The sequence below is a fragment of the Teichococcus aestuarii genome (assembly GCF_042651065.1).
In the GTDB taxonomy this organism is placed as follows: domain Bacteria; phylum Pseudomonadota; class Alphaproteobacteria; order Acetobacterales; family Acetobacteraceae; genus Pseudoroseomonas; species Pseudoroseomonas aestuarii.
Window position 1 is genome coordinate 30,654 of sequence record NZ_JBHSCH010000030.1, and the last position, 17,090, is coordinate 47,743.

General features: G+C 72.2%; 18 protein-coding genes. 4 read left to right on the forward strand and 14 right to left on the reverse strand.

What is annotated here, in order from left to right:
- Nucleotides 1-75 precede the first annotated feature (75 nt).
- From ACFOY6_RS13070 to ACFOY6_RS13100, 7 genes are all read right to left on the reverse strand, one after another.
- A complete protein-coding gene (locus ACFOY6_RS13070; protein WP_379651105.1) occupies nt 76-2,085 on the reverse strand; it encodes an Ig-like domain-containing protein in 2,010 nt (669 codons plus the stop codon).
- A gap of 218 nt (nt 2,086-2,303) precedes the next feature.
- Entirely contained in the window at nt 2,304-3,293 is a 990-nt protein-coding gene (corA, locus tag ACFOY6_RS13075) for a magnesium/cobalt transporter CorA (RefSeq protein WP_109516627.1), read from the reverse strand.
- Between the two features lie 49 nt (nt 3,294-3,342).
- Nucleotides 3,343-4,059 (reverse strand): acireductone synthase, encoded by a 717-nt coding sequence (mtnC, locus tag ACFOY6_RS13080; RefSeq protein ID WP_379635418.1) that lies wholly within the window; start codon nt 4,057-4,059, stop codon nt 3,343-3,345.
- Between the two features lie 11 nt (nt 4,060-4,070).
- On the reverse strand, nt 4,071-4,610 hold the full coding sequence (locus ACFOY6_RS13085; RefSeq protein ID WP_109516625.1) for a 1,2-dihydroxy-3-keto-5-methylthiopentene dioxygenase: 540 nt from the start codon (nt 4,608-4,610) through the stop codon (nt 4,071-4,073).
- Nucleotides 4,607-5,230, reverse strand: a complete 624-nt coding sequence (locus ACFOY6_RS13090; RefSeq protein WP_379651087.1) for a methylthioribulose 1-phosphate dehydratase — start codon at nt 5,228-5,230, stop codon at nt 4,607-4,609. The genes ACFOY6_RS13085 and ACFOY6_RS13090 overlap by 4 nt, the downstream gene beginning before the upstream one ends.
- A complete protein-coding gene (locus ACFOY6_RS13095) occupies nt 5,227-7,254 on the reverse strand; it encodes a TRAP transporter permease (protein WP_379635420.1) in 2,028 nt (675 codons plus the stop codon). Before ACFOY6_RS13095 ends, ACFOY6_RS13090 begins: the two co-directional genes overlap by 4 nt.
- Before the next feature lie 420 nt (nt 7,255-7,674).
- On the reverse strand, nt 7,675-7,953 hold the full coding sequence (locus ACFOY6_RS13100; protein ID WP_099095528.1) for a twin-arginine translocase TatA/TatE family subunit: 279 nt from the start codon (nt 7,951-7,953) through the stop codon (nt 7,675-7,677).
- A gap of 361 nt (nt 7,954-8,314) precedes the next feature.
- On the opposite strand from ACFOY6_RS13100, the gene ACFOY6_RS13105 reads away from it, so the two are divergent.
- Nucleotides 8,315-9,295, forward strand: coding sequence for a TerC family protein (locus ACFOY6_RS13105; protein ID WP_109516621.1), 981 nt, complete (start codon nt 8,315-8,317; stop codon nt 9,293-9,295).
- Nucleotides 9,296-9,334: 39 nt separating this feature from the next.
- On the opposite strand, the gene ACFOY6_RS13110 is transcribed toward ACFOY6_RS13105, so the two are convergent.
- The 4 genes from ACFOY6_RS13110 to ACFOY6_RS13125 all read right to left on the reverse strand — a co-directional run bounded on the left by ACFOY6_RS13110 (nt 9,335) and on the right by ACFOY6_RS13125 (nt 13,063).
- Nucleotides 9,335-10,321 (reverse strand): Bug family tripartite tricarboxylate transporter substrate binding protein, encoded by a 987-nt coding sequence (locus tag ACFOY6_RS13110; RefSeq protein ID WP_379651089.1) that lies wholly within the window; start codon nt 10,319-10,321, stop codon nt 9,335-9,337.
- A 64-nt stretch (nt 10,322-10,385) separates the two neighbouring features.
- Nucleotides 10,386-10,859: a CHAP domain-containing protein gene (locus tag ACFOY6_RS13115; protein ID WP_379651091.1), complete on the reverse strand. Its 474-nt coding sequence runs from the start codon at nt 10,857-10,859 to the stop codon at nt 10,386-10,388.
- Nucleotides 10,860-10,943: 84 nt separating this feature from the next.
- Nucleotides 10,944-11,843: a hydroxymethylglutaryl-CoA lyase gene (locus ACFOY6_RS13120; protein ID WP_379651093.1), complete on the reverse strand. Its 900-nt coding sequence runs from the start codon at nt 11,841-11,843 to the stop codon at nt 10,944-10,946.
- Complete coding sequence (locus ACFOY6_RS13125; protein WP_379651095.1) at nt 11,840-13,063, reverse strand: CaiB/BaiF CoA transferase family protein; 1,224 nt, start codon at nt 13,061-13,063, stop codon at nt 11,840-11,842. The genes ACFOY6_RS13120 and ACFOY6_RS13125 overlap by 4 nt, the downstream gene beginning before the upstream one ends.
- Nucleotides 13,064-13,471: 408 nt before the next feature.
- Between ACFOY6_RS13125 and ACFOY6_RS13130 the strand changes: the two genes are divergently transcribed.
- On the forward strand, nt 13,472-13,840 hold the full coding sequence (locus tag ACFOY6_RS13130; protein WP_109516616.1) for a CidA/LrgA family protein: 369 nt from the start codon (nt 13,472-13,474) through the stop codon (nt 13,838-13,840).
- Complete coding sequence (locus ACFOY6_RS13135) at nt 13,840-14,559, forward strand: LrgB family protein (protein WP_379635432.1); 720 nt, start codon at nt 13,840-13,842, stop codon at nt 14,557-14,559. Before ACFOY6_RS13130 ends, ACFOY6_RS13135 begins: the two co-directional genes overlap by 1 nt.
- 54 nt (nt 14,560-14,613) lie before the next feature.
- Here the strand turns inward: ACFOY6_RS13135 and ACFOY6_RS13140 are convergent, their stop codons facing one another.
- On the reverse strand, nt 14,614-15,360 hold the full coding sequence (locus ACFOY6_RS13140; RefSeq protein ID WP_379635434.1) for a superoxide dismutase: 747 nt from the start codon (nt 15,358-15,360) through the stop codon (nt 14,614-14,616).
- 123 nt (nt 15,361-15,483) lie between these two features.
- Here ACFOY6_RS13140 and ACFOY6_RS13145 point away from each other — a divergent pair, with 123 nt between their 5' ends.
- Entirely contained in the window at nt 15,484-15,813 is a 330-nt protein-coding gene (locus tag ACFOY6_RS13145) for a DMT family transporter (protein WP_109516613.1), read from the forward strand.
- A gap of 11 nt (nt 15,814-15,824) precedes the next feature.
- Here ACFOY6_RS13145 and ACFOY6_RS13150 read toward each other — a convergent pair whose 3' ends face one another.
- On the reverse strand, nt 15,825-16,220 hold the full coding sequence (locus ACFOY6_RS13150) for a GFA family protein (RefSeq protein ID WP_379651097.1): 396 nt from the start codon (nt 16,218-16,220) through the stop codon (nt 15,825-15,827).
- Nucleotides 16,221-16,247: 27 nt separating this feature from the next.
- Nucleotides 16,248-17,033 (reverse strand): ABC transporter permease, encoded by a 786-nt coding sequence (locus ACFOY6_RS13155; protein WP_379636165.1) that lies wholly within the window; start codon nt 17,031-17,033, stop codon nt 16,248-16,250.
- Nucleotides 17,034-17,090 lie beyond the last annotated feature (57 nt).

The window sequence follows — 17,090 nt, forward strand, 5'->3', positions numbered from 1 at the left end:
GGGCGGCAGGCAGAACCCGAAGGCACGGCCTGTCAAGCGCGGGGCGATGACAGGCCGTGCCGCGGGCGCCGCGCCTCAGCCGAGGCCGAGGTCGCGCTGCTCGGCGATGCCGAAGTGGAGGTAGTGCTCCAGCGGGTTCATGCCGGCCGCGGCGACATCCGGGTTGGCCGCCAGATAGGCATCGCCCGAGAAGGCGGCGCTGGGGGCGCGGTGCTCCGCCCAGCCGAACTGCAGGTAATGCTCCACCGGGTTGATGCCGGCGGCCGCCACGTCCTGGTTGTTGGCGAGGTAGTAGTCCAGGTCGAACCACGCATTCGGGTCCCGCCCCTCGCGCCAGCCGAACTGGTCGAAATGCGCCTGCGGGTCCATCCCCGCCGCCGCAACGTCCGGATTGTGCGCGAAGTAGAAGGCCTCGTCCATCAGCGGCCCCCGCGGCGCCGTGGCGTGCGGGGTGGCGCCGGCGGTGGCCAGGTCCTGCACCTGGCCGGTGGCCAGGTAGTGCTGCAGCGGGTTGCCGCCGGCGGCCTCCGGGTTCTGCGCCAGGTAGAAGGCGGTGGAGAAGGAGAGCGACGGGTCGCGCCCCTCCATCCAGCCGGACTGCATGTAGTGCTGCAGCGGGTCGATGCCGGCCGCGGCCACGTCGGGGTTCTGGTTCAGGTAGTAGGTGACGTCGAACAGGGCGCTGGGATCGCGCTGCTCGTGCCAGCCGAATTGCTGGTAATGCGCCAGCGCGTCCATGCCGGAGGCGGCGACGTCCTGGTTCTGCGCCAGGTAGAATTCGCGGTCGAAGCCGGGGATGGGGAAGTCGGCCGCGTCCCGCGGCAGGTTGACCACCAGGGTGAGCGTGGCGGAGGGGTCGGAGGCCAGCCCCGCGGCGCTGGTCGCCACCGCCGACACATTGTGCCCGCCGCCGGCCAGGGCCGGGGTGGTGATGCTCCAGTTGCCATCGGTGGCGGTGGCGGTGCCGAGCACCGTCTCGCCATCCGTGTCGTAGAGGGTGACGAGGCTGCCCGCCTCCGCGGTGCCGCGGATGGTGGGCGTGGTGTCGGCGGTGATGCCGTTGCCCGCGACCCCCGTGTCGCTCGCCGCGTCCAGCATCAGCGTCGGCGCCGCCGGCGGCACCGGGTCCGCCGGCGGCTCAACGGGCGGCTCCACCGGAGGCTCCACCGGAGGTTCCACGGGCGGCTCTGCCGTCACCGTCACGGTGGTGGCCTCGGAGGTGGAGACCTCGAAGAAGTGCATCAGCCCGTCATCGGGGCTGCGCTTCGCCTCGACGGTCGTGGCGGTGAAGCCGTAAGTGCCCTCGGCCAGCGGGCCGGTGGTGAAGTGCCAGACGCCGTTCGCATCCGTCAGTGCCTCGCCCAGCTTCGTGCCCGCGGCGTCCTTGATGTAGACGAGGGTGTACTGCTCGTCGGGCGCCGGCGCGTAGATCTCGGCGCGGCCGGTCAGCACCGCCACGGTGCGGCCCTCCGCATCCGTCTCCAGGCGCGGCGCCTCGGTGAGGCTGGCGGTCAGGTCGAAGTCGCGCGCGGTGAAGTCGCCGGCGCGCAGCGCGGTCTTGCCGCGCACGGTGAGCGTCTGCGTCTCCGAGAGACGGAAGACCACGGCGCCATCGGCCTCGGTGGCCGTCGCCAGCAGGCCGGCGAGGCTGCGGTAGTCGAAGCCCGGCAGGCTGATCAGGTCGCCGCCATCATCGCCGGGCTGGAAGCCGAGGATGGTGTCGCTGCCCTGGCCCGCGCGGATGATGAAGGTGTCGCCGCGCGGGACCACGTGGCCGGCCTCGTGCGGGCTGCCATTGCCGATCAGGATGTCGTCGCCCGCGCCGCCATCGAGGATGTTGGGCTGGGCGTTGCCGGTGATGACGTTGTCCAGCGCGTTGCCGGTGCCGGAGGACCAGGCGGTGCCGGTGAGCGTCAGATTCTCGACATTCTCCGGCAGGGTGTAGCTGGAGAGCCAGGTCTGGATGGTGTCGGTGCCGCCATCCGGCGCCTCGTCCACCTGGTCCGCCGGGTCGGAGATCGTGTAGGTGTCGTCGCCGGGGCCGCCGGCGATGATCCTGCCGCCGCTCAGCCTGTTGATTGCCATGCTCAAGGTGAAGCGCCTCTCCCTGCCGGTGCCTGTTCAAGCAGCGCGGCCGTGGCCGCGGCAAGCCGTGCCCCGGGCAAGAAAACGCGAGCAAAATCCGAGCATTACAGCAAGTTTACCTGCCGGACATGCCGGCGGGGCGAAAACCCGGGAAAACCGGGAGATTGAATTCTCCCGGCCGGGATTCCCCGTGCGTTCACAGTTTCCGGCGCGGGCGGCTACAGCCAGCCCTTGCGCTTGAAGTACAGCACCGGCAGCAGGCCGCTCACCACCATCACCAGCAACGCCGCCGGGTAGCCGAAGCGCCATTGCAGCTCGGGCATGGCGGCGAAGTTCATGCCGTAGATGCTGGCCACCAGGGTGGGCGGCATCAGCGCCACGCTGGCCACGGTGAAGGTCTTGATGATGCCGTTCTGGTCGATGTTGATGATGCCCAGCACCGCGTCGAGCAGGAAGTTGGCCTTGTTGTTGAGGAAGGCCGCGTGCTCCACCAGCGAGCGCACGTCGCGCATCAGCGTCTTGATGCTGGGCTTGTTCTCCTTGCGCACGGCGAAGGACTTCTCGGCGCCGACGAAGGTGAGGATGCGCGACAGGCCGAGCAGCGTCTCGTTGGCGCGGCTGGTCACCTCCCCCACCTGGCCGAGGGCGATCAGCACGTCCTTCAGGTCGGCGTCGCGCGCCTTCACCTTCACCTTGTGGGTGCTGCGGGCGTTGCGGAAGGCGGATTTGCTGGCGCGGTCCATGTCGGCGCCGATGCGCTCCAGCACGTCGGCCAGCCGGTCCACCACCGCCTCGAACTGGGCCAGCATCACGCCGTCGGGGCTGGCGAGCTGGGCGGGGGCGCGCAGCACGCGGGCGGCGAACACCGCGAAGGCCTTGGGCGTGGCGTAGCGCACCGTGACGAGGTTGTGCTCGGCCAGCACGAAGGTGATGGCGGTGGAGCCGTACTCCCCCTCATCCACCCCGTAGAGGAAGTTGGCGGTGAGGAAGAGCGCCTCGTCCTCCTTGTAGAGGCGGGAGGAGCTCTCGATCTCCTGCATCTCCTCCCGCGTCGGGATCTCCAGGCACAGCGCCGCCTGGACCGCCTTCTCCTCCTCCGGGCTGGGGTTGAGCAGGTCGATCCAGACCGCCTCGCGCAACGCCTCGGGCGCCGGGATGCCCTCATGGCGCAGGGTCCGGCCCTCGCGCACGGTGTAGGTGGTCATCATGCCGTGCGAACTCCCGGCGATGCGTTGGCGGAAAGGAGGAGGTGGCCCCTCAGGCCGCGGAGAGGCGCGGCACCGGTAGGCCGAAAGCTGCGGCGACGCCAGGGAAATCCTCGGCCCAGGGGTGCCGCCCGCTGGCCACCGTGCCGTCCTGCGCCCGCACCAGCTGGCAGACGCGCAGCCCCGCATGGGCCGCGGCGTCGAGCTCCTCCGCCACGTCGGAGAGGAACAGGATCTCCTCCGGCGGGCGGTGCAGGGCCTGGGCGATGGCGGCGTAGCTGGCCGCCTCGCGCTTGGCTCCCACCGCCGTGTCGAAGAAGCCGCCGAACAGCGGCACCAGGTCGCCGGCGCTGGAGTGGCCGAACAGCAGCTTCTGCGCCGCCACCGAGCCGGAGGAATACACCGCCAGGAACAGCCCGGCGCGCGCCCAGGCACGCAGGCAGGGCGCGACGTCCGGCCAGAGATGCCCCTCGATCTCGCCGCTGACGAAGCCCTGGCGCCAGATCAGCCCCTGCAGCGTCTTCAGCGGGCCGATCTTGGCGTCCTCGGCCATCCAGCGGCGCAGCGCGGCGCGGACATCCTCGCCCGGATGGGCGGCGCGCTCCGCCTCGCGCAGGCAGGCGGCCACCGCCGCCTCCTCGCCATGCGCGTCGAGAAAGCCGTCCAGCGCCCGCTCCGCGAAGGGGAACAGCGTCTCCTTCACGAAGGCGATGGCGCTGGTGGTGCCCTCGATATCGGTCAGCACCACGCCGAGCGGCGCGGCGCTCACACCCGCACCGCTCATCCGGTCACCGCCGGGAAGCGCTCGGAGATGTCGGTGCCGGTGTAGTGCGGCGTCCAGCCCGTGGTGTCGGTGAAGACGCGCAGCGCCGTCACCTTCGGCTCGACGCCGGCGTCGAACCAGTGCTGGGTGTTGGCCGGCACGCTGATCAGGTCGCCGCGCGTGCAGTGCGCGTCGTACACCTTGCCGTCCACATGCATGATGAAGTTGCCGCCGCCCTCGTGGAAGAAGCGGATCTCGTCCTCGGTGTGGGTGTGCTCGGAGAGGAACTTGGCGCGCAGCGCATCCTTCTGCGGGTGGCTGCCGTCCAGCTTGATCACATCCGCCGTGCCGGCGCTGCTGCCGGCCATGAAGGCGTCGAGCTGCGGGCGATAGGCCTCCAGCACGGCCTCGGCCGAAGCACCCTCGGGCAGTTCGGCCACCTGCCAGCGCTCGAAGCGCACGCCGATCGGCGCCAGGGCGCGGGCGATCTCCGCCGCGTCGCCCGTCCGCGTCAGTTCCACGCCGGTGGCGGCGTCCTTGATGGTGAGAAGGCTCATCGGCTCCTCCGCTCCTGCAATTCGCATTCCAGCATGAATTCGAGCGCTTCCAACCGGGCCAGCGCCGCATCCATGTCCCGCGCCCATACATAGACCCCGTGGCCGCGGATCAAATAGCCCGGCGGGATGACAGACATGCCCTGCCAGCGGGAATCGACCGCCGCCTGCAGGCGGGCGATGTCCTGGTCGTTGTCGAACACCGGCACCGCCACGGTCGCGTCGTGGGTGGGCAGGCCGGGAAAGGCCTTCAGCAGCTCGTAGCCCGAGAGGGCGATCTCCTCCCCCGCCAGGCGGGAGAGCACGGTGTTGGGCACGGAATGGCCGTGCAGCACCGCCCCCGCCTCGGGGAAGCGGCGGTAGATGCCGCAATGCAGCAGCGTCTCGGCGGAGGGGCGCGCCCCCGCCTCCTCCGGCCGGCCCTGCAGGTCCACCGCCATCACCGAATCGGTGTCGAGGAAGCCCTTGTGCCGGCCGGAGCGGGTGACGGCGACGCGGCCGCCCGGCAGCCGCACCGAGAAATTGCCGGCCGTGGCGGGCACCCAGTGGAAGCGGTCCATGCGGCGCCCGGCGCCGATGATGGCCTGGATGGCGGCATCGGGGATGGGGGCAGGCAGGCTCATGCGGCGGGCTCCGTTCGGGCGGCGGGATGGATGCGGCGCTGATACAGCACCAGCGCCGCCATGCCAGCCAGGCCGAGCAGGTCCGTGTAGCCTTCCGGCACCATCAGCGAGAGGCCGAGCAGCCCCGCCGCCAGCCGCAGCGGCCAGGGCAGCGGGCCGTTCAGCATCCAGCCCTCGGTGGCGCAGGCCAGCATCCACACCCCGGCCAGCGCCGTGGCCACCGCCAGCAGGATGCCCGGCAGCGGCCCCTGCGCCAGCAGCGCCGGCGAGACCCAGAACAGGAACGGCACGATGAAGGTGGCCAGCCCCAGCTTCACCGCGATCATGCTGGTGCGCCAGAGATCCGCCCCCGCCATGCCGGCGGCGGCGAAGCTGGCCAGCGCCACGGGCGGCGTGATGGCCGAGAGGGTGGCGTAGTAGAAGACGAACATGTGCGCCACCAGCGGCTCCACCCCCATGCGGGTGAGGCCCGGCGCCACCACGGCGGCGGCGATGGCGTAGGCGGCGGTGGTGGGCACCCCCATGCCGAGGATGATGGCCACCCCCATGGCGAACAGCATGGCCAGGAAGGCGGAGGCGCCGGCGATCTCCAGCAGCAGGCTGGCGAATCGCCCGCCCACCCCGGTCAGGCCGATGACGCCGGCGACGATGCCGGCCGTGGCGCAGACGGCGATGAGCTGCATCATCTCCCGCGCGCTGCCGGAGAGCGCGCCGTAGATCGCCCCCGCCGTCTCCGCCACCGCGCCGATGACGGCCGCCACCAGCCCCTGCCGCCGCGCGGGCGCCGCGCCGGGGCCCTCCGGCGGCGCGCCCAGCAGCAGCCGGTGCGCCAGCGCCGTGCCGAGCATGATGGCGATGGTGGCGCCGATGCCCCAGGCGGCGGCGCGGAAGGGCGAGAAGCCGATCACCAGCATCCAGATCAGCAGCACCAGCGGCGCCGCCATGTAGGCGCGGCGGGCCAGCCCCAGCCAGCGCGGCAGCTCCTCGCGCGGCAGGCCGCGGATGCCGGCCTTACGGGCGTTCAGGTCGCAATGGATGTAGTTGGCGGCGTAGAACAGCAGCGCCGGGATCAGCCCGGCCAGCGCGATCTCGGTGTAGGGCACGCCCAGCACCTCGGCCATGATGAAGGCGCCCGCCCCCATCACCGGCGGCGTGATCTGCCCGCCCGTGGAGCTGGTGGCCTCCACCGCCGCCGCCGTGGCGCGGTCGTAGCCGACGCGCCGCATCATCGGGATGGTGAACATGCCCGAGGCCACCACATTGGCCACCGCCGAGCCGGAGATGGTGCCGAACAACAGGCCGGAGATCACCGTCACCTTGGCCGGGCCGCCGCGCGCCCAGCCCACCGCCGCCAGCGCCAGGTCGTTGAAATAGGCGCCGGCGTTGGAGACCTGGAGGAAGGCCGCGAAGGTGACGAACATGGCGATGAAGGTGGCCGAGACCTGCACCACCGTGCCCAGCACGCCGTTGTTGCCGAACACCTCGATCAGCGCCGGCGCCAGTTCGACCCCGCGGTGGTAGAGCGGCCCGGGCATCCAGGGCCCGATGAAGCAGTAGGCCAGGAACACCACCCCGATCGCCGGCATCACCAGCCCGGCGGTGCGGCGGGTGAATTCCAGCACCAGCACGATGCCCACACCCGCCGCCGCGAGATCCTGCCAGTTCGGCCCCATGAAGGAGCGCATCTCGATGCCGTCCGCGTCCAGCGCGTAATGGGCGACGATGAGCAGGCAGGGCAGCATCAGCGCCCAGTCGTACCAGGGGATGCGCGGCCCGCCGCGCCGGCCGGGGGCGAACAGCGCGAAGCCCAGCGCGGCGCCCAGGAAGACATGCGCGGCGCGGGAGACGGTGGGGTCGGCCGGCGCCACCAGCAGCACCCAGAGATGCCAGGCGATGAAGGCGGCGCCCGCCGCCGCCCAGAGCCGCCCCTGCCACCCCGCCAGCGCGCGCCGCGAATTGGCGAATTCCAGATCATCGACCGGCGTCGCCCCGCCAGCCGCCTGCACGGCGCCCGAATGCGTCAAGAACCATCCCCCCTTGCCTGCCGCTGGCCGGCCCTTCTGCCGGGGCCGCCGCGTGCTTCCTGGGTGGCGCGCCGGCGGCACGCCACGTGCCCAGGCTAACGGGCCGGGCGCGCGGCTTTCAACGCCGCGCTGAAGGCCACACGAGGTGCCGCGCCCATCGCCACCCCGGCTGGCGGCGGGACTGGCCCGGCCAGCGGGCGGAGGCGGAAAGGAAGGAGGACAGGAAAGGTCATCGCGCCGCGGTGCGGCACGGTACGGAGCCGGCAGGCGCGGCACCCGGCAGCGGCTTCTGCCGCCTCCGGGCACCGCCCGCCCCCGCGGATTCTCCGGCGGGGAGGACCCTGGCGGGGAGAGCCCTGGGGCACGGAGACCCGTACCCCGGCTTCGCGGGCCGGGCGCGAGGCTCCGGCCCGGGCGGCGTCAGGCCGCGGGGTGGGAAGAGGTGGAGGTGTTCGGCTGCGTGCTCGCGTTGCGCGCCTGGGCCGGGCTGGCCGGGCCGGAGATGTTGCCGGCCGGCGGAGCGGGCGGCGCGTCGGCCGCCATGGAGGCATCCTTCTCGTCGTCCTCCTTCATGTTCTGCTTGAAGGACTTGATGCCCTTCGCGAGGTCGCCCATCAGGCCGCTGATCTTCCCGCCGCCGAACAGCAGCAGGATCACGAGCAGCACGACAAGCCAGTGCCAGATGCTGAAGGAACCCATAGCCACGCCTCGATCCAATTTGGGCGGCCACCGGCCTGACGGGAATGCCCACGCCAGCCGGACCGCGTCTCCTCGCCGTGATGACGGACACTAATGTCCCGTGCACCGTCGCGCAAATCAGGACATGGCGTGAATCGCGTCCGGAAACAACCGCTCTTGCAACCGGATGACATTTCATCCATTAATTCCTCGGATCCGGGCCCCTCTGGCGACCCGGCGGCGTCCATGGCTCGTCCGTGGGCAGCCGCCTTCGTGATGTCGGATCGACTTCTCGTGCAATCCGGGCCCGGTCTGCATTCCCCTGTAGCGACTTCCACGGCCGAATCGTGGCCGGGCCCCTATTCTGAGGAGCCGTCCCTCCGTGGAAGCTTCAATCTGGTTCTGGGTTATCTTCAACGCGGCCGTCATGGGCCTGCTGCTGCTCGACCTCGGCGTCTTCGCCAGGAAGGACGCCAATGGCGACCCGGCGCCGGTGCCGGTCAAGACCGCGCTCATCAAGTCGGCCGCCTATGTCGGCCTCGCCCTGCTGTTCTTCGGCTGGCTGCGCCTCAGCTATGGCCTGACGCCGGAGGAACGCAGCGCCAAGAGCCTTGAGTTCCTCACCGGCTACGTCATCGAGTGGTCGCTCTCGGTCGACAACATCTTCGTCTTCGTGCTGCTCTTCGCCAAATTTGGCGTGCCCGCCGCCTATCAGCACCGCGTGCTGTTCTGGGGCATCCTGGGCGCGCTGGTGATGCGCGGCATCATGATCCTCGTCGGCACCGCGCTGATCCGCGAGTTCGACTGGGTGATGATCATCTTCGGCCTGTTCCTCATCTACAGCGGCTGGGCCATGCTGCGCGCCGCCGACGAGGAGCCGGACCCGACGCAGAACCCCGTGCTCGGCTGGATGCGCCGCCACCTGCCGGTGACGGACACCTTCCGCGGCAAGAGCTTCAGCGTCGTCGAGAACGGCAAGCGGATGCTGACGCCGCTCGCCCTGGTGCTGGTGCTGGTCGAGCTGACCGACCTGCTGTTCGCGCTGGACAGCATCCCGGCCATCTTCGCCGTCTCGACCGACCCGTTCATCGTCTACACGGCGAACGTCTTCGCCATCCTCGGCCTGCGCGCCATGTACTTCGCGCTCGCCGGCATCATCCACCGCTTCAAGTACCTGAAGCACGGACTGTCGATCGTGCTGATGATCGTCGGCGCCAAGATGCTGGCCAACTGGTTCGCCGGCGGCAAGGCGGTGCCGGTGGAATACGCCCTGATGGTGACGGCCAGCATCATCGCCGGCTCCATCGCCCTCTCGCTGTGGAAGACCCGCCACGACAAGGAGGAGCCGAAGCCGGTCCTCTGACCGCGCGCCGGGGGGAGCCCTCCTCCCCCCGGCCGGCCCTCAATCCGCCTTGATGCCCAGCCGCGCGATCATGCCGCCCCAGCGCGCGGTCTCCTCCGCCACCCAGGCGGCCAGCGCCTCCGGCCCGGAGGCGACGATCTCGAACCCCGCCGTGCCGGTGGCCTGCCGCGCCTCCGGCGTCTCCAGCGCGGCCCGCGTCTCCCGCGCCAGCCGGGCGATGACATCCGCCGGCATCGCGGCCGGCGCCACCAGCGCGTTCCAGGCATAGGAGACGGCGCCGGGCAGGCCGGCCTCCACCAGCGTCGGCACCTCGGGCAGCTGCGGCAGCCGGGCCTCGGCGGTCACCGCCAGCGCCCGCACCTGCCCTTCCCGCACCTGCGGCAGGATGCCCGCCACGGTCAGGATCATGGCGTCGATCCGCCCGGCCACGAGGTCCAGCACCGCCTGCGGGAAGCCGCGATAGGGCGCGTGCTCCAGCGCGATGCCGGTGCGCGCCTTGAGGTCCTCCATCGCCAGGTGCCCGCCCGAGCCGGCCCCCACCGAGCCATAGGTCAGCTTGCCGGGGTTGGCCTTGGCATGGGCGACGAAGCCCGCCAGGTCGCGCGCCGGCAGGTCGGGCTTCACCACCAGCACCTGCCCCGCCCGCGCCAGCAGCGAGATGGGCGCCAAATCCTTCACCGGGTCGTAGGGCAGGTGCGGGTAGAGGGCGGGGGCAGTGGCCAGCGGGCCGTTGATGGTCAGGCCGATGGTGTGGCCATCCGTCGCCTTGGCCACGGCGTCGGTACCGATGTTGCCGCCGGCGCCGGCGCGGTTCTCCACCACGAAAGGCTGGCCGAAGATCTGGGCGTAGTGCGGCGTCAGGGCGCGGGCCAGGATGTCGGGCGTGGAGCCGGCGGGGAACGGCACAACGAAGCGCACCGGCCGGGTGGGCCAGGCCGGCTGCGCCCGCGCTCCGCGCGGCGCGGCGAGGGCGGCGCCCGCGAAGGCGAATCCGCTGGCGAGCAGGGTGCGGCGATGCAGTGTCACGGGCCAACCTCCGGCAGGGCTTTTCCCCGCTTGCAGCACGCGCGGCGGGCTTCGTCCAGCCGCGCTAGCGCGCCGCCACCGCCTGCCCGCCATGCACGAAGCCGGCGGCCGGATAGGCCGTCACGCCATAGTCCCGCACCGGCGGGTACCAGACCCGCACCAGCGACCAGTCGTTGCGCGGCGAGACATCCACCACCGGCTGGTCCAGCGCGATGCGCCCCTTGGCGCCGCCACTGGCCCAGTTGGCATGGTCCACCCGGATCTCGCGCGCCGAGAGCACGCGGCTGACCACCGCCACATGCCCGTCCCGCATCCGCCCCGCGGGGCGCAGCACCAGCACGCTGCCGGGGCGCGGCGCGGCGCCGCGCGCGTAGCGGCCCGAGGCGGCCTCCCACCAGGTGCCGGCATCGCCATACAGCTCGATGCCGGAGCGGGCGCGGGCATAGGGCACGCAGGCCACCGGCTCGCGCAGCGCGGCGGCGCCGGTGACGGGGCCGCCGCCGCTTCCGCCGCCGCAGGCGGCAAGGGTCAGGAACAACAGCAGGCCGAAGCATTTGAGAGGGGCGCCGCCCCTCTCAAACTCTCCCCGCCAAGAACCTGAGGTTCTTGGATCTCCCATGCGTCAGGCGGCGCGGGCGGCAGGGACGCCGCGCATCCGGCCGCCCGGCGTGCCGCCAGGGACAGCGGCGCAGAGATCGGCCGCCACCAGCAGCTTCGGCCAGTCGAGGCCGGTCGCCACGCCCATGCGGGCGAACATCCAGGCGAGGTCCTCGGTGGCGGTGTTGCCGGTGGCGCCAGGGGCGAAGGGGCAGCCGCCAAGGCCGCCCGCCGCGCCGTCGAACACCCGCACGCCCGCCTCGTAGGCCGCCAGCGCGTTCGCCACGCCCATGCCGTAGGTGTCGTGGCCATGGAAGGCGAAGGGATTCTCCCAGGAGGCGATGGTGTGGCGGAACACCGCCGCCACCTGGTCCGGCGACGCATTGCCGGTGGTGTCGGCGATGCCGATCTCCATGCCGAGGTCGAGGGAGAACACCTTCTCCACCATGTCCACCGCATCGGCCACCGGCACCACCCCCTCGAAGGGGCAGTGGAAGGCGCAGGAGAGGTTGAAGCGCATCTTCACCCCCAGCCGCGTGCCCTCGCGCACCAGCTCGGAAAGCTCGGCCAGGCTGTCGGCGCGGCCGCGGTTGAGGTTGGCGCGGTTGTGCGCCTCGGTGACGGACATGAAGAAGCCCAGCCGGTCCGCCCCCGCCGCCAGGGCGAGGTCGAAGCCCTTGCGGTTGGGCACCAGCACCGTGCACTCGAGGCCGGGCAGCGCCTTGGCCACCTTCAGCACCTCGGCCGTGTCGGCCATCTGCGGCACGGCGCGCGGGCTGACGAAGCTGCCCACCTCCATCCGCCGCACGCCCGCCTCGTAGAGGGCGCGCACCATGGCCACCTTGGTCTCGGTGGGCACGAAGGGACCGATGGATTGCAGCCCGTCGCGCGGGGCGACCTCGCTGATGGTGACGCTCTCGCTCATGCTTCAGCCTCCTCGCCCAGCCATTCGCCGAACACCCGCGCGTTGTGCGCGCCCGCCGCCGGCCCCGTCCAGCGCACCATGTCGCGCGGCGCCACGCCGTCGAAGCGGAAGGGCGCCGCCGGGTGCAGCACGGGGCCGATCAGCGGGTCCTGCACCGTCATCACCGAATCCCGGGCGCGGAAATGCGGGTCCTCGGCGATGTCGCGGATGTCGTAGAGGCGGGAGCAGGGCACGTCCACCGCCTCCAGCGCGTCCTGCGCGTCCTTCGCCGGCAGGGTGCGCGTCCAGGCGGCGATGGCGGCATCCAGCTCGGCGGCGTTGGCGCAGCGGCCGGCATTGTCGGCCATGCGCGGGTCGGCCGCCAGCTCGGGGCGGCCGATGGCGCCCATCAGCCGGCGGAAGATGAGGTCGGAATTGCCGGCGACGCAGAGCCACTTGCCATCGGCGCAGGGGTAGGTGTTGGTGGGCGCGGCGGTGGGGATGGCGGCGCCCGCCGGCTGGCGGATCTTCCCCGTCAGCCCGTATTCGGGGAGCATCCCCTCCATCAGGCTCATCACGCTGTCCACCAGGTTGATGTCGATGATGCGGCCGCGCCCCTCCGGCCCCGCGCGGTCCCGCCCCCAGCAGGCGGAGACCACGGCCATGGCGGCGTACATCCCCGCCAGGTCGTCGCTGATGGAGATGCCGCAGCGCGGCGGCGGCAGCTCGGTCTGGCCCGGGTTGGCGGTGAGGTGGCGCAAGCCCCCCATCGCCTCGCCGATGGCGCCGAAGGCCGGCTTGTCCCGGTACGGCCCGTCCTGCCCGTAGCCGGAGACGCGGGCGATGACGAGGCGCGGATTCTCCGCCTGCAGCACCTCCGGCCCCAGCCCGATGCGCTCCAGGTAGCCGGGGCGGAAATTCTCCACCAGCGCGTCGGCGCGGGCGGCGAGCTTCACCAGGCGCGCCTTGTCGCGCGGGTTCTTCAGGTCGAGCGTGACGGAGAGCTTGTTGCGGCCATGGATGCTGAACCACACCGGGTGGCCCTGCGCCTTGCTGCCCCAGCCGCGGATGGGGTCGCCCTCGGGCGGCTCCACCTTCACCACCTCGGCCCCCATGTCGGCCAGCAGGCGGGTGGCGAAGGGGCCGGCGATGTAGTGCCCCAGCTCCAGCACCCGCAGCCCGGCCAGGGGCAGGGCGCTCTGGGTGGGGCCGGATTCCGGCGCGGTGCGTGCCGTGCTCATGCGCGTGTCTCTCCCCGGTTCATGGCGGCAGCCTTGGCGAGGCGGGGGCCGCCGGCAAGAGGGGCGCGGATTTTTTGCGGCGCGCCGGTGCCGAAAACCAAACCTCAACCATCTGCCCGGCATGATGCGCCCGGGCCATGAACCCAGGCCCTGTCTCTCCCGATGGGGTGCCGGTCCCCGAATACCTGCCGGCATCCTCCGCGCCACCTAACCTCCCCGGCGCGGGATCACTTCAGGGGCGGGCCTTCCCCCGGAGGTCCGCCCCGCTTTTTTTGCAAGGCCATAGGGCTGGATCGTGCCCGCGCCGGGGCCGATCATGGGCGCCCCCCTTCCCGCCTCCGAAGGAGCCCCGCCCATGCGGCCCGCCCTCCACCCTGCCCTGCCCGCGAAGCGGCGGGGAGCCACGGCATGATCAACGGCCTGACCCTGCTCCTCCTCTGCCAGCTCTGCGGCGAGGTGCTGGCGCGTGCGCTGCACCTGCCGGTGCCGGGGCCGGTGATCGGCATGGCGCTGCTCTTCGCCGGGCTGCTGCTGCGCGACCGGCTGCGCGGCAGCCCGGCCGAGGCGCCGGGCGCCCCCGGCCTCGGCCAGACCGCCGACACGCTGCTGATGCATCTGGGCCTGCTCTTCGTGCCGGCGGGGGTGGGCGTGGTGGTCTACCTGCCGCAGTTGGCGCGGGACTGGGCGCCGCTCTCGCTGGCCGTGGTGGCGGGCACGCTGGCCGGCATCGCCTTCACCGGGCGGCTGGCGCAGGCGCTGATCCGGCGGCTGGGCTGATGGTCGATCTGGCGCAGATCTGGGTCTACCTGGCGCGCGACCCGCTGGCGGCGCTGACCGCCACGCTGCTGGCCTGGATGGCCGGGCTGCGGCTGGCGGCACTGTGCCGCTGGCACCCGGCGGCCAACCCGGTGCTGTTCGCGGTGGCGCTGCTGGCGGCGGCGCTGCTGCTCACCGGCATCGACTACCGGCAGTATTTCCAGGGCGCGCAGTTCGTCCACTTCCTGCTCGGCCCGGCCACGGTGGCGCTGGCGGTGCCGCTCTACCGGCAATGGCAGCATGTGCGCCGCTCGGCGCTGGCGGCGCTGCTGGCGGTGATCGCGGGCGGCGGCGTGGCGGCGGCGGTGGGGGTGGCCTTCGCGCTGATGCTGGGCGCGGCGCCCGAGATCACCGCCAGCCTCGCGCCGCGCTCCGTCACCACGCCGGTGGCGATGGGCATCGCCGAGCAGATCGGCGGCCTGCCGGGGCTGACGGCGGCGGTGGTGCTGGCCTCCGGCGTCACGGGCGCGACGCTCGGCCCGATGACGCTGAACGCCATGCGGGTGCGGGACTGGCGCGCGCGCGGACTGGCCATGGGCACCGCCGCGCACGGCCTCGGCACGGCGCGGGCCATCGCGGTGAACGCGACGGCCGGCGCCTTCAGCGGCATGGCGATGGGGCTGAACGCCCTGGCCACCGCCCTGTTGCTCCCCCTGCTCTGGCGCCTGGTCTTCGGCTGACCGCGCCGGGCGGGGTGGGAAGCCCGGGGGAAAGAGCCTTCCCCCCGGCCCGCCTCAGATCTTCAGCGTGCCCGCCTTCGCGGCCGCGTAGCGCTCGCCCACCTTCGCCCAGTCGACGACGTTCCACCACGCGGCGAGGTATTCCGGCCGCCGGTTGTTGTACTTCAGGTAGTAGGCGTGCTCCCACACGTCGTTGCCCATCAGCACGCGCTGGCCTTCCATGACTGGCGTGTCCTGGTTGGGCCGGCTGGCCAGCGCCAGCTTGCCGCCCTGGTCCACCGTGACGAACACCCAGCCCGAGCCGAAGACGCGCCCGCCCATGCCGTTGAAGTCGGACTTCATCTTGTCGAGCCCGCCGAGATCGCGGTCGATCGCCTGGGCCAGCTCGCCGGAGGGGCTGCCGCCCTTGCCGCCCATGATCTGCCAGAACATGGCGTGGTTGGCGTGGCCGCCGCCATTGTTGCGCAGCGCCGTGCGCACGCTCTCGGGCGCCTCGCCGATCTTCGCCAGCAGCTGCTCCAGCGGCATGGCGGCGAGCTGGCCGTGGTCCTTCAGCGCGGTGTTGAGGTTGTTCACATAGGCCGCGTGGTGCTTGCCGTGGTGCAGCTCCATGGTGGCGGCGTCGATATGCGGCTCCAGCGCGTTGGCGGCATAGGGCAGCGGCGGCAGGGTGTAGGGGCCGGAGGGCGCCGCCGACTGGCCCAGGCCACGGCGCGGCGTGGCGAACAGGCCGGTGGCGAACAGCGTGGCGCCGGCGGCCAGCATGCCGCGCCGGGCGAGCATGGGGGTGGTGGTGGTCATGGCGTCTGGGTCTCCCTTGTCCCGTGGATGCGAGTGCAACACGGCAGGTGGCCCCGGGATGCGGCGCTGGTAAGAGCCGCCGCGCGCTTGACAGCACGCTTTCGCAACGGCACGGGCCGGTGCATGGCCACGCTGCACCTCGCCCTCGCCATCCTGCTCGAAGTGATCGCCACCTCCGCCCTGGCGGCGACCCAGGGCTTCACCCGCCTGCTGCCCTCGGTGGTGGTGGTGCTGGGCTATGGCGGCGCCTTCTACTTCCTGTCGCTGGCGCTCCGCGCATGGCCCGTGGGCATCGCCTACGCACTGTGGTCCGGCATCGGCGTCGTGCTGGTCTCGGCGGCGGGGTGGCTGCTCTACGGCCAGCGGCTCGACGCGGCGGCGGTGCTCGGCATCGGGCTGATCCTGGCCGGGGTGCTGGTCATAAACCTGTTGTCAGGCAGCGCCGGGCACTGAGGCCCCCCGCCCTACTCCGTCCGCCAGCCGGGGATCCGCGGCAATCCGTCCTCCAGCGCCAGCCAGGAAAGGCGGCTGGCCGCCTGGGTGTGGTCGGCCGGCGGCACCGCCTCCGGCTCGTCCAGGCTGGCGATGGTGACGTCGATCTCCTCCGGCGTGGCCAGGCCGCGCCAGGTGAGGGTGGTGCCGCAATCGGCGCAGAAGCCGCGCTCGGCCTTGGCGCTGGAGGCGAAGAAGCGGGGCCGGCCCCGGGTGAAGCGCAGCCGCGCCGTGGCCACGCTGAACCAGGCCACGCAGGGCGCCCCGGCGGCGCGCCGGCAATCGGCGCAGTGGCAGATCGTCGGGTGGAAGGGTTCGCCCTCCGCCACGTAGCGCACCGCGCCGCAGAAGCATCCGCCGTCCAGCATGGCCCTCTCCCGGGTTCGCACGTGCCTTCAACGCGGGCGGCGCAGCAGCGTCACCGCCAGCAGCAGCAGGCCGGAGATCAGCACCAGCACCATGGCCGCCGCCATGATGGTAAGGCTGATCGAATCGTTCAGGCCGGAGAACATCTGCCGCGGCAGGGTGCGCTGCGCGGGGCCGGCGATGAACAGCGCCACCGCCACCTCGTCGAGGCTGGTGGCGAAGGCGAAGACCGCGCCCGCCGCCACGCCGGGAGCGATCTGCGGCAGGCAGACGCGCCAGAAGGCCCGCACGGGCGAGGCGCCGCAGGCCGCCGCCGCGCGCAGCTGCGTGGCGTCGAACTGCTGCAGCGCCGCCAGCACCGTCACCACCACGAAGGGGGCGCCGAGCGCGGCATGGCCCAGGATCAGCCCGGTGAAGCTGCTGGTCAGGCCGACCGGCCCGAAGGCCAGCAGCAGCGCCACCGCGACGATGATGGCCGGCACAACCATCGGCGCCAGCAGCACCGCCATCACCACCGCCTGGCCGGGGAAGCGCCAGCGCCACAGGCCGAAGGCGGCCAGCGTGCCCAGCACCCCGGCCAGCAGCGCGGCGGCGGCGCCGACGCGCAGGCTGTTCCACAGCGCGGGCAGCCAGAAGTCGGAGCTCCAGAAATCGGCGTACCAGCGCAGCGAGAGGCCGGGCAGCGGGTAGTGCAGGAAGGACCCCGCGGAGAAGGAGAGCGGCAGCACCGCCAGCACCGGCGCCAGCAGGAACAGGATGGCCAGCACGCCGAAGGCCCAGAGCAGGATGCGCCCCGGCTTCAGCGGGGCGCGCATCCGCGCGGGCGTGGGCGGCGCGGCCGGCGGCGGCGAGGGCGGCGGCGCGGCGGTCGG